Source organism: Niabella aquatica, from assembly GCF_054779315.1.
Genome location: NZ_BAAGYM010000011.1, coordinates 23,431 through 37,083, shown reverse-complemented (window position 1 = coordinate 37,083; position 13,653 = coordinate 23,431). Strand labels below are relative to the sequence as shown.

General features: G+C 41.9%; 14 protein-coding genes. 7 read left to right on the top strand and 7 right to left on the bottom strand.

Features of this window, described 5'->3' with window-relative positions:
• Positions 1-58: 58 nt before the first annotated feature.
• On the bottom strand, positions 59-1,111 hold the full coding sequence (locus tag ACYVBM_RS09620; RefSeq protein ID WP_460685438.1) for an Mrp/NBP35 family ATP-binding protein: 1,053 nt from the start codon (positions 1,109-1,111) through the stop codon (positions 59-61).
• Between the two features lie 101 nt (positions 1,112-1,212).
• Between ACYVBM_RS09620 and ACYVBM_RS09615 the strand changes: the two genes are divergently transcribed.
• On the top strand, positions 1,213-1,848 hold the full coding sequence (locus ACYVBM_RS09615; RefSeq protein ID WP_460685437.1) for a carboxypeptidase-like regulatory domain-containing protein: 636 nt from the start codon (positions 1,213-1,215) through the stop codon (positions 1,846-1,848).
• An 86-nt stretch (positions 1,849-1,934) separates the two neighbouring features.
• On the top strand, positions 1,935-3,308 hold the full coding sequence (locus ACYVBM_RS09610; RefSeq protein ID WP_460685436.1) for a TlpA family protein disulfide reductase: 1,374 nt from the start codon (positions 1,935-1,937) through the stop codon (positions 3,306-3,308).
• Between the two features lie 114 nt (positions 3,309-3,422).
• Here ACYVBM_RS09610 and ruvA read toward each other — a convergent pair whose 3' ends face one another.
• Entirely contained in the window at positions 3,423-4,013 is a 591-nt protein-coding gene (ruvA, locus tag ACYVBM_RS09605) for a Holliday junction branch migration protein RuvA (protein WP_460685435.1), read from the bottom strand.
• 66 nt (positions 4,014-4,079) lie between these two features.
• Between ruvA and ACYVBM_RS09600 the strand changes: the two genes are divergently transcribed.
• Together ACYVBM_RS09600 and ACYVBM_RS09595 are read left to right on the top strand one after the other, a co-directional pair.
• The gene (locus ACYVBM_RS09600) at positions 4,080-5,072 is read left to right on the top strand and encodes a beta-ketoacyl-ACP synthase III (RefSeq protein WP_460685434.1); all 993 of its coding nucleotides are present in this window, start codon (positions 4,080-4,082) and stop codon (positions 5,070-5,072) included.
• A gap of 111 nt (positions 5,073-5,183) precedes the next feature.
• Positions 5,184-5,666, top strand: coding sequence for a GNAT family N-acetyltransferase (locus ACYVBM_RS09595; protein WP_460685433.1), 483 nt, complete (start codon positions 5,184-5,186; stop codon positions 5,664-5,666).
• 60 nt (positions 5,667-5,726) lie between these two features.
• On the opposite strand, the gene ACYVBM_RS09590 is transcribed toward ACYVBM_RS09595, so the two are convergent.
• Positions 5,727-6,812 (bottom strand): porin, encoded by a 1,086-nt coding sequence (locus ACYVBM_RS09590; protein ID WP_460685432.1) that lies wholly within the window; start codon positions 6,810-6,812, stop codon positions 5,727-5,729.
• Positions 6,813-7,117: 305 nt separating this feature from the next.
• Between ACYVBM_RS09590 and efp the strand changes: the two genes are divergently transcribed.
• The 3 genes from efp (at position 7,118) to accC (ending at position 9,998) form a co-directional block, all read left to right on the top strand.
• Complete coding sequence (efp, locus tag ACYVBM_RS09585) at positions 7,118-7,684, top strand: elongation factor P (RefSeq protein WP_460685431.1); 567 nt, start codon at positions 7,118-7,120, stop codon at positions 7,682-7,684.
• 193 nt (positions 7,685-7,877) lie between these two features.
• A complete protein-coding gene (gene accB / locus ACYVBM_RS09580; protein ID WP_460685430.1) occupies positions 7,878-8,372 on the top strand; it encodes an acetyl-CoA carboxylase biotin carboxyl carrier protein in 495 nt (164 codons plus the stop codon).
• Positions 8,373-8,657: 285 nt separating this feature from the next.
• Positions 8,658-9,998, top strand: a complete 1,341-nt coding sequence (accC, locus tag ACYVBM_RS09575; protein ID WP_460685429.1) for an acetyl-CoA carboxylase biotin carboxylase subunit — start codon at positions 8,658-8,660, stop codon at positions 9,996-9,998.
• 70 nt (positions 9,999-10,068) lie between these two features.
• On the opposite strand, the gene ACYVBM_RS09570 is transcribed toward accC, so the two are convergent.
• From ACYVBM_RS09570 to ACYVBM_RS09555, 4 genes are all read right to left on the bottom strand, one after another.
• Positions 10,069-10,950, bottom strand: a complete 882-nt coding sequence (locus tag ACYVBM_RS09570) for a DUF6263 family protein (protein ID WP_460685428.1) — start codon at positions 10,948-10,950, stop codon at positions 10,069-10,071.
• Between the two features lie 80 nt (positions 10,951-11,030).
• Positions 11,031-11,861, bottom strand: a complete 831-nt coding sequence (locus ACYVBM_RS09565) for a DUF2911 domain-containing protein (RefSeq protein ID WP_460685427.1) — start codon at positions 11,859-11,861, stop codon at positions 11,031-11,033.
• A 130-nt stretch (positions 11,862-11,991) separates the two neighbouring features.
• A complete protein-coding gene (xerD, locus tag ACYVBM_RS09560; RefSeq protein WP_460685426.1) occupies positions 11,992-12,891 on the bottom strand; it encodes a site-specific tyrosine recombinase XerD in 900 nt (299 codons plus the stop codon).
• 3 nt (positions 12,892-12,894) lie between these two features.
• Positions 12,895-13,560, bottom strand: coding sequence for a hypothetical protein (locus ACYVBM_RS09555; protein WP_460685425.1), 666 nt, complete (start codon positions 13,558-13,560; stop codon positions 12,895-12,897).
• Positions 13,561-13,653: the final 93 nt, after the last annotated feature.

The window sequence follows — 13,653 nt, the reverse complement described above, 5'->3', positions numbered from 1 at the left end:
AAATGTTAGGTAGTGTACATACAGAGATATGTTTACTGTAAATTTAATAATTTTTATTTTATGCGCCACGGGCTACTTTGTCAGCTAGTTCCATAAATGCCTGCTTTGTTATTTCATCATCGCTCATCATGACCGGTATACCTATATCTCCACCTTCGCGGATGCTTTGCACCAGGGGGATTTCGCCCAGGAAAGGTAAATCATATTCAGATGCAAGGTTTTTAGCGCCGTGTTTTCCGAAAATATAATACTTATTATCAGGAAGTTCGGCGGGAGTGAAGTAGCTCATATTTTCTACCAGCCCCAATATCCTGGCGTTTAACTGTGCCTGGCCAAACATGGCAATGCCTTTTTTAGCATCGGCCAGGGCTACATCCTGCGGAGTGCTTACAATTACCACGCCGGCAACTTTTACTGCCTGCAACAGGGTAAGGTGTATATCCCCGGTTCCTGGAGGCATATCTACTATCAGGTAATCCAGGTTGCCCCAGTCTACATCCGTAATGAACTGGCGGATCGCGCTGCTGGCCATAGGCCCCCTCCATACCACCGCTTTGCTTTCATCCACCAGCAGGCCAATACTCAATAATTTGATACCGAACCGCTCCAGCGGTACAATTACACCTTTGCCATTCACATCTTTCATCATAGGCCGTTCACCGCGTACACCAAACATAATCGGCATGCTGGGGCCATAAATATCCGCATCCATTAAGCCTACAGCAGCACCTGATTGCGCCAGGGCCAGGGCCAGGTTGGCCGATACAGTGCTTTTACCCACACCCCCTTTTCCGCTGAAAACTGCAATAATTTTTTTGACACCGGATAAAGGACCTTCCTGTGCTTGTTCATAGGCTGTTGCCGCAGCGGGTTTATTTTGAAAAGAAATTTTTATAACTGCATCTTTACTTACCTGGTCTTTAATAGCTTTAATGGCCTCGCTTTTCAGTTTTAGCCGGTCATCTGCGTTATGGGCTTCTATGATCAGGCTAAATGATATATAATATTTCTCGATCACCAGGTCCTGTACAATGCCTGCCGTTACAATATCTTTTTCATTACCTGCATAATGTACGGTTTTTAACGCCTCCAGTACTTTTTCCTTTGTCATTATTAAAGCTTATGTTAAATTCAAATATAAATGTCAAAGTTAAACACCTATAAGCCCAAATTGTTGTCTTTATTCAAGTTCATGTACTTAATTTTGGCGCAGTGAAGAAGATCGTATCGTTTTTTATAATTACATTATACTGTGGGCTACATGCAAATGCCCAGTTTGAAAAGGCCCGTGATTCTGTGGTTCAGCTGTTTGGGGTTATTATGACGGCAGACAGCCTTGAGGCCATACCTGCTGTGAGCGTTACTGTACGAGGAACCAAACGCGGAACTATCACCAATAATGATGGTATATTTTCTATTGCCGTATTAAAAGGGGATGTTATCGATTTTTCGCATGTCAGCTTTTTGCCGGGCCATGTGCGTGTGCCCGATACGCTAAAGGGTACGCAATACAGCATTGTAAAAACGCTGGTGCGAGATACTGCTTATCTTCCGGTAGCAATAATAAGGCCGCGGCCCACACCCGAACAGTTTGCCAGGGACTTTGTAAATGTTGCTGTGGCCGAAGATGAGCTGGAAATTTTACGAAAAGCCAATACTCCGGAAGCCCGTAGGGCATACCTGGCCAAACTCCCGCAGGATGGCCGTGAAATGACCAAACGCCAGCTGAACAATGTATTTCAGAAAGCCAGGTACCAGGGGCAGGTGCCACCTATGAACATTTTTAGCCCGGCCGCCTGGGCCGAATTTATCAATGCCTGGAAACGTGGTGATTTTAAGCGAAAGTAATAGTTTAGCTGACAGTTGAAAGCTGACAGGGTCAGGGATTTCCTGAAACGCTTTTAGGCGCTATGCGAACAATAAAACTAATAGGGATGGCTTCAATGAGAATTTTATGGGCATCACTCCTCCTGTTGATTGGATTGTTTTCTGATGCGCAGGTGAAAATTTCAGGGACCGCTAAAAACTATAATGATACTGTTTTTTTTATCAGTGAGCCTGGTGGGTTTTATAATTATACAAGAGCCTGGCGTGATAACAGTGTAAAAATAAAAATTGAAAAAAACGGACGGTTTGAAGCAATAATTCCGGAAACATCTATAAATACATGGTACATAAAAACAGGCAAAGGAAATCAGTTCTTTGATTTAATAAGTGGTAAAAACATAGAGTTAGTTGCCGACTTTTCACAGGCTAGCCCGCTTATGGCTGTAGGTAGCAACTCAGCCAACTTCAATTATTCCTCCTATGCAATTGACCGTATTCGGAAAAACGACACATACAAAAAGCTGAACAGTAAAATAGGAGGGGCAAACATAGACAGTGCTTTGTTTTACAGAAAAGAAATTGCGGTGCTCAAATTAAATGTGCTTAATAACTATAAAAAGTATCACCCAATATCTGATGCGTATTACAAATGGTTAAGGTCGGGTTATTTATATGAACCTTATGAAAGAACATTAGTAGAAAATATTTCAAATAAAAACTCCGTAGATGAAAATACCCTAAAAAAAATTATTGAAAAAGGCACAAATGATGAATATGCCGCGTTAAATACCAGCGGGTATAATGACCTGATAGACTTTTATATCAGAACTAAGTATATGCAAAAAAGTAACGGTGAGGGTACAATTGACGGGTATTTTGATTTTGCCGTAAACTCAAATCTGATAAAAGGCAATACAAGAGATGTTTCTTTGTCAAGATTGATGTATCTGATGAGAACAGCTCCTGATAGCCAGTACGTTCCTATATTTAAAAAGTACGATAGAATAGTTTCAAACAAAAAAATGAAGCAAGCTGTTATCTATGCACGGGATGATTATTCTAAGTCGGTTGTACCCCTGAAACCAGATTTTGCCCGTGCTAAATCTATTACAGAAATTTTTGCAAAGTATAAAGGAAGTGTCATTTATGTAGATTTTTGGGCAAGCTGGTGCGTACCATGTCGGGCAGAAATGCCTGATGCCGGAGCTTTAAAGGATAAATTAAAAGGCAAGAACGTTGTGTTTCTTTATATGGGCTACAATGACAAAGAAAAAGCATGGGCGAAAGCCCGCAATCAATTAAACATTGAAGGAGAGCATTATCTTTTAGATGAAAAAACAGTAAAAGAAGCAGACGAGGTTTTCGGCATCAATGGCATACCCCATTATGCAATAATTGACAGAGACGGTAATATTGTTAATAAACGGGCAGACAGACCCAATGATGTATATCAGGAACTATTGACCCAAATTGAAAAATGATCCAAGCTGCCGCACATTAAACAATAAACTATATACGATGTACGCCTATTGGCTGTGAACCATGACCCATCAATTATCTTCCAACTTCTTACTCGCCAGTTCCTGCTCCCTCATCTAAAGCCCCTTCAGCACTTTTTTTATAAGGTCTTCCAACTGCAATGCTGGTTCTGCCTGTAATAATTTGATTAAGTTTTGCTCTGCCTGCTGACGATTGATCCCAAGCGCCAGCAACGCCTCGAGCGCATCCTGTTTAACACTTGATGTAACCGTTACTGTACCTGCAGGTAATACTGCATCAGTATGATCCCGGCCTATTTTGTCTTTTAGCTCCAGCACGGCCCGTTCAGCCGTTTTTTTGCCAATGCCTTTGATCCGTTCCAGCGAACGGCTGTCACCATGTAAGATAGCGGTACTTACTTCTTCTGGCTTCATATAAGATAATATAAGCCTCGCTGTATTGGCTCCAATCCCTGATACGCTTATCAGTAAAAGAAAGATATCTTTTTCCTCAATGTTGCTGAACCCATACAGGAGGTGGGCGTCTTCCCTTATTATAAGATGGGTAAATAACAATCCTTTTTCCAGGTTTTGAATCTGGGAGTAAGTATTCAGGCTGATGTTCACTTCGTAACCTATGCCTCCGGTATCAACAATTACGCTGGATGGGGTAATGCCGGCGAAACTTCCCTTCAAATAAGCTATCATGGGAACGAATGTAAAATGTAAAATTGAAATCCGTTACCTTTGGCAACAAAATTTTTTATACAATCCATGACTAATAAAATTGTAGCTGCAATAACTGCGGTTGGAGGTTATGTTCCGGAGGACAGGCTAACGAATTTTGATCTTGAAAAAATGGTAGACACCAATGACGAGTGGATACGTACCCGTACCGGTATTGAAGAGCGCAGGATATTGAAAGGAACGGGAAGGGGCGTGAGCGAAATGATTGTTCCTGCTGTCAGGGAACTGCTGGATAAACGGGGCATTGATGCCAGGGAAATCGACTGTATTATTGTAGCTACAGTTACTCCCGATATGGTATTTCCTGCCACTGCTAATATTGTATCTGATAAAATTGGCGCCGTAAATGCCTTCGGCTATGACATTGCTGCTGCCTGTTCCGGCTTCCTGTACGCGCTTACGCAGGGTGCTGCATTTATAGAAAGCGGACGTTATAAAAAAGTAATTGTGGTAGGTGCAGATAAGATGAGCGCTATTGTAGATTACACGGACCGGGCAACCTGTATCATATTTGGAGATGGCGCAGGCGCTGTATTGTTAGAGCCTAATGCAGAAGGGTTAGGTATTAAAGACAGCCTGCTTAAAAGTGATGGCAGCGGCGGTGCTTTTTTAAGAATGAAGGCCGGCGGCTCTGCCTATCCGGCAAGCGCTGAAACCGTAGCCAATAAAGAGCATAATATTTACCAGGAAGGACAGACCGTATTTAAATTTGCCGTGAAAGGCATGGCTGATATAAGTGCTGAGTTGCTGGAAAGAAACCATCTTACAGGTGACGATATTGCGTGGCTCGTACCCCACCAGGCTAACCTGCGCATTATAGATGCAACAGCTAACCGAATTGGTTTGCCAAAAGAAAAAGTAATGGTCAATATTCAGAAATATGGCAATACCACGGCTGCTACCATCCCCTTGTGCTTATGGGATTGGGAAAAACAGCTTAAAAAAGGAGATAAGCTGGTGCTGGCCGCTTTTGGAGGCGGCTTTACCTGGGGCGCCACGCTGCTGGAATGGGCTTATTGAGATGGATGATCTTCATGGTTAATGGCAGCTGCCAAAAGCTGGAAACTTGACTATAATTATGTCCTTACATTCCACTCATTATTGACTACTCACTTTTCACTATTTAAACCATTGGCTACATCTATAAATATACGACGGGCCGAGGCCGCTGATTGCCCCAGGATTTTGGAACTGGTGCAGGAGCTTGCCGATTATGAGCATGCGCCCGAAGCGGTTACGGTAACTTTAGCGCATTTTACTGAGAGCGGTTTCGGTGCGAACCCGGTTTGGTGGGGTTTTGTTGCTGAGCGTTCCCCTTCTTCTTTAGAGCAGGGACAGGGGAGTGGTATCGTTGCCTTTGCGCTTTATTACATCCGTTTCTCTACCTGGAAAGGGCAGGCCATGTACCTGGAAGATATTTTAGTCACAGAGCAGATGCGTGGCAGGGGTATAGGGCATTTGGTGTTTGACGCATTAATGAAGGAGGCCAGGGAAAAGGGCTTTAAACGAATTTGCTGGCAGGTGCTCGATTGGAATGAGCCGGCTATCAACTTCTATAAAAAATACAATGCCAACTTTGATGGTGAATGGATGAACTGCGCTGTTGAAATATAAAAACTATAATAGCAAACCCCTGCTGAAGCAGGGGTTCTTTATTTATAAGCAGCGTAAAAGTTAAAATGAGTAAACAGCAGCTATCAGGAAGGTTCCGGTGCTTTTTGTGCTGGAACCGTCATTTTTGGTGAATATGGGATCTTTGGCGCTGTCTATCCTGAATTCAGGGATAATTGCAAGACCGCTTGCAGGTTTTATGTTAAACGACAGGGTGCTTTGAATAAGGGATGTTGGCGTTGCGAAAATTACTCCGTCTTTTTTGTCATCGAAGTACTCACCGCGAAGCGTGATGCCAAATTTTTCGGAAGGATCTACGTTTAAATAGAGTGCAGCCCCCCACCATTTACCTGATGGTCCCCCGGCAAAATCAATCATTTTTACAGTACCATCATATCCCAGAGAAAACTTATCGCTCACCGTAGCAGTAGCAGTAAGGCCGATCTGGTTATTATTGTTGCCATCCTGGTCTTTACCCCCAACATAGTTCAGGAACGCATTTATATGGTCAGAAGTTTTGCTGAACTGGGCAATAATATTCTTTTTAGCAAAAGAAGCACCCAGGTAATCGGTGGGATTGGTGATACCAGCCATCAGGCCAAAGCCATCGCCTACATTATAATCTATTTTTAAACCGGTATGAGAAAACGGGCCATAAGAAAACATATAGCTCATGCTGTAATTCCGGTTTAGTTGGGGATCCAGCACCTCGTATCCCAGGTGGGTACCCCATTTACCGGCAGATATGCGGATATTGTCGGTAGGTTTGTAAACCACATAAGCCTGCTTGATGGCTTGTAAAAGAGCAGAACCTTTTCCGGTAGCAGTATCTGGCTCTTCCGCATAAGAAAACTCTCTGGCCCTTGTACCAAATCCCAGGTCAACCACCACTTCAGCTTTTCCTTTGCTGTAGCTGGCTTTCAGTGAGGCCATCCCAAGTTCAATAGAATTTTGAGAGTTGGTAAAGCTTGTGAAATTATTAAAACTTCCTGCTGACTTTGCATTTTGGAAATTATAACGGTAGTAAGCATCTACCGATCCGTTAATTTGTAGTTCGCCTTTCGGTTCTTCCGGTTCAGCTTCCGTTTGTGCAAAAATTGCACTGGTGATGAAAAGAGCTTTGGTTGTTAAAAGTAGTTTTCCTTTCATTTACTTTAGTTTAAGATTAAGAAAAATGTTTAGGTAATTCATATAGCAGTCTATTTGAAATATTATAATTAATTATATATTTTATTTTTGTAGTATTTTTGTATTTAAATGTAATTATTATTAATTATAATTTGTGTAAATTTAATAATAATTATTTAATTGTATAGAATAATTGTTATTTAACATATATATTATTTATTATAATATATATGTATTTGTATAAATATTTTATGTTTTGATATTCATAAAGGATATATTATAGGGGTATGTTAAAAATGCTATATTTGCGCCCTAAATTTTTTACAATGGCAAATACTGCAGATATCAGCCGTGGCATGATCTTAAAACTGGATGGAAGCCTTTACTCTGTGATAGAGTTTGGAGAAAACAAAACAGCGCGTGCCGCTGCAAAAGTTTGGGCGAAACTTAAAGGAGTAGATAATAACAGAACAATTGAAAAAACCTGGAATTCGGGGGACACTATTCATCCTGTAAGAGTTGAAAAAAGGGCGTTCCAGTATCTTTACCAGGATGAGACCGGCTTTAATTTCATGGACAATGATACATTTGAACAGATAAGCGTAGCTGAGAACCTGATTGACGCTCCACAGTTTTTAAAAGAAGGCCAGGAGGTTGCTATTGCTATTAATACAGAAACCGAGCAGCCTGTAAGCGTTGAGCTTCCCGACAAAATTGTAATGCTGGTTACTTATACAGAACCGGGATTAAAGGGCGATACCGCTACCCGTACCTTAAAACCTGCAACTGTAGAGACCGGTGCTACAGTTAGCGTTCCTTTGTTTGTGAACGAGGGCGAGCTGATAAGAGTAAATACTAAAACCGGCGAATACGTAGAACGTGTAAAAGAATAATTACAGGCAGAATTTTATAAAAGTGGCTCTACAATCAATAAGGATTTTGAGCCATTTTTAGTAAGGGACATTTATCATATTAAAAATTAGCATTAAATCTTCTGTTAATGTTATTGATTTACTTATCTTAGTTATTCTTTTCTTAAGCAGGTAGCAAAATAATATTTTAAACCAAGCTGTCAAATTGAAAAATATGGACTTCAGGCAAATTCAGGAACTGATCAAAATGATCAATAAATCAAATATCGGGGAGTTGACTATTGAGCAAAAGGATTTTAAACTGTCTATTAAACAGAAAGAAGAAGCGGTAACCCAATTGGTATCGGCCTCCCCTTATCCTGTACAACCCATGGCAGTACCTCCTGCACAAATTACGGCTCCTCAAACCCAGGCAGCTGCAGCATCAGCTACTTCGGAAAAAGCGAAAGCACCCGAAGCCGCCAGCAACAATACCATTATAAAAAGCCCCATGATTGGTACATTCTACCGCAGACCTTCTCCTGATAAGCCTAATTTTGTTGAAGAAGGTGATATTATAACAACGGGAAAAGTGCTTTGTGTGATTGAGGCAATGAAATTGTTTAACGAAATTGAGAGTGAGATCAGCGGCCGTGTGGTAAAAATACTGGTGGACGATGCATCTCCGGTGGAATTTGATCAGCCTTTGTTTGAGGTAGAAACAGCTTGACGGGCTGTGTGAACCGGCCAGCTTTTCGTCATTAGATAAAACTGCCCGCACAGGAGTCTTAAAATGCTGTATTGGCTTATGTCGTATTATTTTGAGAGATATTCTTCTGCATCGGAATTGCTTATCAAGCAGGAAGAGATCAGTGAAATTTTTAATAAGATATTATCTGCTCCTAAAAATAAAAATCCACTTAGTTATATTTTGAGTTTTTTTATATTTAGAAAAACAGTGTAAGTGTGCTTTATTAGCTTATTGGGCACATCAGCATATTATCACATTTAAGATATGTTTAAAAAAATATTAATAGCCAACAGGGGAGAGATCGCATTACGTGTAATCAGAACCTGCAGGGAAATGGGGATCAAAACGGTTGCGGTTTATTCTACAGCAGATAGCGAAAGCCTGCACGTAAAGTTTGCTGATGAAGCGGTATGCATCGGGCGGCCTGCCAGTGCAGAGTCTTATCTTAATATTCCCAATATCATGGCAGCCATTGAGATCACCAATGCCGATGCGGTGCACCCGGGCTATGGGTTTCTTGCAGAAAATGCAAAATTTGCCGACATCTGCAACAAAAGCAATATTAAGTTTATCGGGCCTACTGCCGATATGATTAATAAGATGGGCGACAAGATCACTGCCAAGGAAACGATGATAAAAGCGGGAGTTCCTGTGGTTCCTGGCGGAGAGGGATTGCTGGAAAGTGTTGAACAGGCGAAAAACCTGGCAAAAGGAATTGGTTATCCTGTTATTTTAAAAGCCACAGCTGGCGGTGGTGGTAAAGGCATGCGCATTGTATGGGAAGAAAGTGAATTGGAAAAAGCCTACGATACAGCTAAAATGGAAGCAGCGGCATCGTTCAAAAACGATGGTATTTATATGGAGAAATTTGTGGAAGAGCCACGCCATATAGAAATACAGGTCGCGGGCGACCAGTTTGGAAATGTTTGCCACATGAGTGAGCGCGACTGCTCTATTCAGCGCCGCCATCAGAAACTGGTGGAGGAATCTCCATCTCCTTTCATGACACCGGAGCTGCGCGCCGCTATGGGTGAAGCTGCAAAAAAGGCCGCTGAAGCTATACGATACGAAAGTGTGGGTACAATTGAGTTTCTTGTAGATAAACATCGCAATTTTTACTTTATGGAAATGAATACCCGTATACAGGTAGAGCATTGCGTTACAGAAGAGGTGATCAATTTCGACCTGATAAAAGAGCAGATCAAAATTGCCGCAGGTGAAAAAATTTCAGGACAGGATTATATCCCCGATATGCATAGTATTGAGTGCCGTATCAATGCCGAAGACCCGTTCAATGATTTTCGCCCCTCACCGGGGAAAATCACCAACCTGCATGTGCCGGGCGGACATGGTGTGAGGGTTGACAGCCATGTGTATGCCGGTTACACTATTTCTCCTTATTACGATTCTATGATCGGTAAGCTGATCACCGTGGCCCGCACGCGCGAAGAAGCTATAGATACCATGTACCGTGCCCTGAGCGAATACGTGATAGAGGGTGTTAAAACCACTATCCCCTTTCACCTGCAGTTAATGCGGGATGAAAATTTTATCAAGGGGAATTTTAATACCAAGTTTTTAGAAACCTTCGAGCTGAAAAAATAAACATCTTTATTTTATAAGATAATGCAAAACGGGCACAGATCGGCGCCCGTTTTGCATTATCAATCAGTTGCTATTTTTGGGTCACCTTGATTTCGGTGTCTATATTGGAGGCCATTGGTATTTTCTGGCCCCGTACCTCAATATTTCCTTTCAATGTTTGTTTTGTGGTAGTAATCAGCGGCATCCCTGTTGCTAAATCAACTTCTGTATGGCCGGATACCTCTCCTGTCAGGTCAAGATCCATTTCAATGCCATTCACCGTCATTTTAGAAGTGCTGTCGGTTTTTAAAGTACTTGCAGTATGGATGAGTGCTTTTGCACCTTCTACTTTGGTAAGGGTATAGGTGCTTGTTGCCGAGATAGTATAGGGCGTTTTCAGGGTAATGGTTGATGTCCAGGAATCGCCCTCTTTTACAGGCTGATCAGGATAAAAGCCAAAAGCCTGCCCCATCAGGTTTTTCATGGCATCTTCACCTAAGATACCCTTCATGGTTTGCTTCTGCATTTCATCTTCTCCCAATTTCTGCATGATTTCTTCAGTGCCATCTATTGTAAGTACTTTTCCATCAGGCGCTAAAACCACTCCTACTGTTTGTCCTTTTAACGCTCTGAAAGCTTGGCTGGCAGCGTTGGAAGAGTCCGGATCATCGCTGTCCATATGTACTTTTTGGCTCATTACATCCATACTCATCTTCAGCCTGTTGTAAGTCATGCTCAGCTTTTTGTTAGGCCCTGCTGCGGCAATGCTATAAGACATATTGATGTCGTAATCCATATTCAATTCCATATCCTGCCCCATTACATTCTGAAAGGTCTTCGTTTTCATGCTGGTTACAGCCTCATACTTACTTCCATTTGCAGGATTGAATTTCAGGGTATAAGTTTTCTGGCCGTAGGCCGTGCCGCTTAAAAAAAGTAATGTAATCGCTATGGATGTAAAAATAAGTTTCATCTGTTTATTGTTTTTTGGACAGCATGACGCGAATCACTGCCGGTATTCCTAAAGAGCAGTTCGTCAAACAATCCATAGGGTTATTTAAGGGTACTGATCAGCTTGTTGTTTAATGTTACATAATCCTGGTTTTTAGCGGCAACTGCCAGCTCTTTTGATTTCAGCGCGGCTTCTTTTGCTTCAGCTTTCCTGCCCAGTTTGGCAAGGGCGCGGGCATGCTGATATCTTATCCAGAATGCATTGGGCTGGGATTCGATCGCTTTCGCCAACCATTCTTCTGCTTTTTTCAGGTCCTTTCCGCTTTCGAGGTAGTAAAAGGCTGCCTGGAAATAAGCCGGCTTATCAGATTTCATCGAGGCTTCAATATCAGCCATGATCGTTGCATCTATACTGGTTCTTACAGGCAGACTTACCGATGATTTGTCCCAGCTGATTACCAGCTCGCAGCTTTCAGGCTGAATATTGTCGAACTGGATCGTAAAATTTTCTACTTTGGTGGCGAGCGGCTTTACTTTAGCTGTAACTCTTACCACATCCTGGTCCTGTTTATAGGCTGCAGGGCTTGTTACGTCTGTTTGTTTTGTGATAATCAATGTCCATGAAGCAGCGCCCGGAATGCTTAACAGTCCATATTTGCCGGCAGGTATTTCTTTTCCGCCAATAGTTACATCATTTCCAAAATCAATCGTGGTAGCGCCATTGGCACCGGTGCGCCAAACCGTATTATAAGGAACAAGATCTCCGAATACTTTACGGCCTTTTACTGCAGGGCGGCTATACGAAAGCTCAATGCTGGATAATCCGAACTCTTGCTTTACTGTTTGGGCAGGGCTGGGAGCCGGCATTTTTATCTGGGCATTTCCATAAGATAGCACACTTAGCCATACGATTGATACTAGTAATTTTTTCATGTGTATATTGTTTATATGTATTGCCCGTAAAAATAGCGAATAAAAGAGTGATATGTGTACAGATGTACCGTGTACACCCATGGTACCTGTAACATAGTATATCTTACATATACCCCGTGCCGATAAAGAATTATTTGAATGAAGGGTGAAACTGCTCCAGGGTTTTTCGTAAAAACTCCTTATTGAGGTGAGTGTAGATCTCTGTAGTAGTGATGCTTTCGTGCCCCAGCATTTCCTGTACGGCACGCAGGTTGGCTCCCCCTTCTATTAAATGCGTTGCGAACGAATGCCGGAACGTATGTGGGGAAACGGTTTTATGAATACCTGCTTTCTGAACAAGGTCTTTAATGATCAGGAAGATCATAACACGGGTAAGTTGCTGTCCGCGCCTGTTCAAAAATAAAACATCTTCATTGCCGGGTTTTACAGCGATATGATTGCGGATGTTTTTCCTGTAAATATTGATGTGTTTTATTGCTGAGCTACCAACAGGCACCAGTCTTTCTTTATCACCCTTGCCTGTAACTCTTATATAGCCAACATCCAGATATAACCGGGAAATGCGGAGATTTACTATCTCGCTTACGCGAATCCCGCAGCTGTAAAGTGTTTCCAATATGGCTCTATTACGGGTTCCTTCGGGGGTGCTGAGATCAATGCAGCCAATAATATTTTCTATTTCTTCGAAGCTTAAAACATCTGGCAGCGCACGCTTGGTTTTAGGCGCTTCCAGCAGGAGCGTAGGATCTTCTGGAGCTATATCTTCCAGCGCGCAATATTTATAAAAAGCACGGATACCGGATATAATACGCGATTGTGAGGTTGCTGTTAGCCCCAGCTCACCGATCCAATTGATAAAAAACTGCAAATCCTGCAGCGTAACAGCTGCAGGATTCTTTTGTATATTTTTTATTTCAAGAAATTGGGTAAGCTTATCTAAATCGCGCAGATATGCCCCGGTTGAATTTTCAGAAAGAGATTTCTCTAACTGAAGATATGCTTTAAACCCTTTTTTGTATGCTTCCCACATGGGTTATTTGAAAGTGAGCGGTTTGTTATGCACTATTTCTTTACCTTTCACATTCAGCTTGGCATAAATATCGCTTTTAGTAATATTTACAGAGTCTATAAGACTGTGAATATTGTCATAATCTATTTCAGTAACTCCTGTATCGGTAAGCAACTGTTGGGCTATTTGACCGGTAGCCATATCTTCTACATAAATAAAAGTGTTGTCATAATAAGCTACCAGTCCATCTTCCAGTTTGAATTTAGGATCGAAATTGTTAATGGCGCTGGTAAATTTGCTGGTAGCGCCACCCTGATCAAAAGGCAATTTAAGCAAGTAACCCCGGCCTGTGGCACAATCATTGAATTTTACCCAGGCGTATTTACCCTCTATAATATCTGTAGTAAGGAACTGTTTGGAAGGGATAACCGGTTTTTCTACAAACTCATTAAAAATAATGTCTTTGATTACGCCCATTCCGCCCTTTTCCCAATGTATGGAATCTATCCGGCAGTCTTTAAAGCTTATTCTTACAAAAGGTTTCCCCGGAGCTTCAGAGCGAACAACAACAGGCTCTGTTAAGCAGGTAGTGTCGCTGCAAAATGGCTGGGATGCGGTTCCTTTGCCGCCGTCTGTACAGCTGGCGAAGGCAAGAATGGCACTAACAAACGTAATACTTAATAATTTCATGTGTTGAATTTTTTGTTCTGCAATAATATGTATCAGGTTACTGAAGCAACAAACCTACATAAAAAAATTGTTTGGCAAGGTGATTTATATCAG

Coding starts and splice junctions, on each gene's coding strand:
- ACYVBM_RS09555 (WP_460685425.1), bottom strand. CDS start 13,560: ATGAAATTATTAAGTATTACGTTTGTTAGTGCCATTCTTGCCTTCGCC.
- ACYVBM_RS09600 (WP_460685434.1), top strand. CDS start 4,080: ATGACTAATAAAATTGTAGCTGCAATAACTGCGGTTGGAGGTTATGTT.
- accB (WP_460685430.1), top strand. CDS start 7,878: ATGGACTTCAGGCAAATTCAGGAACTGATCAAAATGATCAATAAATCA.
- ACYVBM_RS09610 (WP_460685436.1), top strand. CDS start 1,935: ATGGCTTCAATGAGAATTTTATGGGCATCACTCCTCCTGTTGATTGGA.
- efp (WP_460685431.1), top strand. CDS start 7,118: ATGGCAAATACTGCAGATATCAGCCGTGGCATGATCTTAAAACTGGAT.
- ACYVBM_RS09620 (WP_460685438.1), bottom strand. CDS start 1,111: ATGACAAAGGAAAAAGTACTGGAGGCGTTAAAAACCGTACATTATGCA.
- ruvA (WP_460685435.1), bottom strand. CDS start 4,013: ATGATAGCTTATTTGAAGGGAAGTTTCGCCGGCATTACCCCATCCAGC.
- ACYVBM_RS09590 (WP_460685432.1), bottom strand. CDS start 6,812: ATGAAAGGAAAACTACTTTTAACAACCAAAGCTCTTTTCATCACCAGT.
- accC (WP_460685429.1), top strand. CDS start 8,658: ATGTTTAAAAAAATATTAATAGCCAACAGGGGAGAGATCGCATTACGT.
- ACYVBM_RS09565 (WP_460685427.1), bottom strand. CDS start 11,861: ATGAAAAAATTACTAGTATCAATCGTATGGCTAAGTGTGCTATCTTAT.
- ACYVBM_RS09570 (WP_460685428.1), bottom strand. CDS start 10,950: ATGAAACTTATTTTTACATCCATAGCGATTACATTACTTTTTTTAAGC.
- xerD (WP_460685426.1), bottom strand. CDS start 12,891: ATGTGGGAAGCATACAAAAAAGGGTTTAAAGCATATCTTCAGTTAGAG.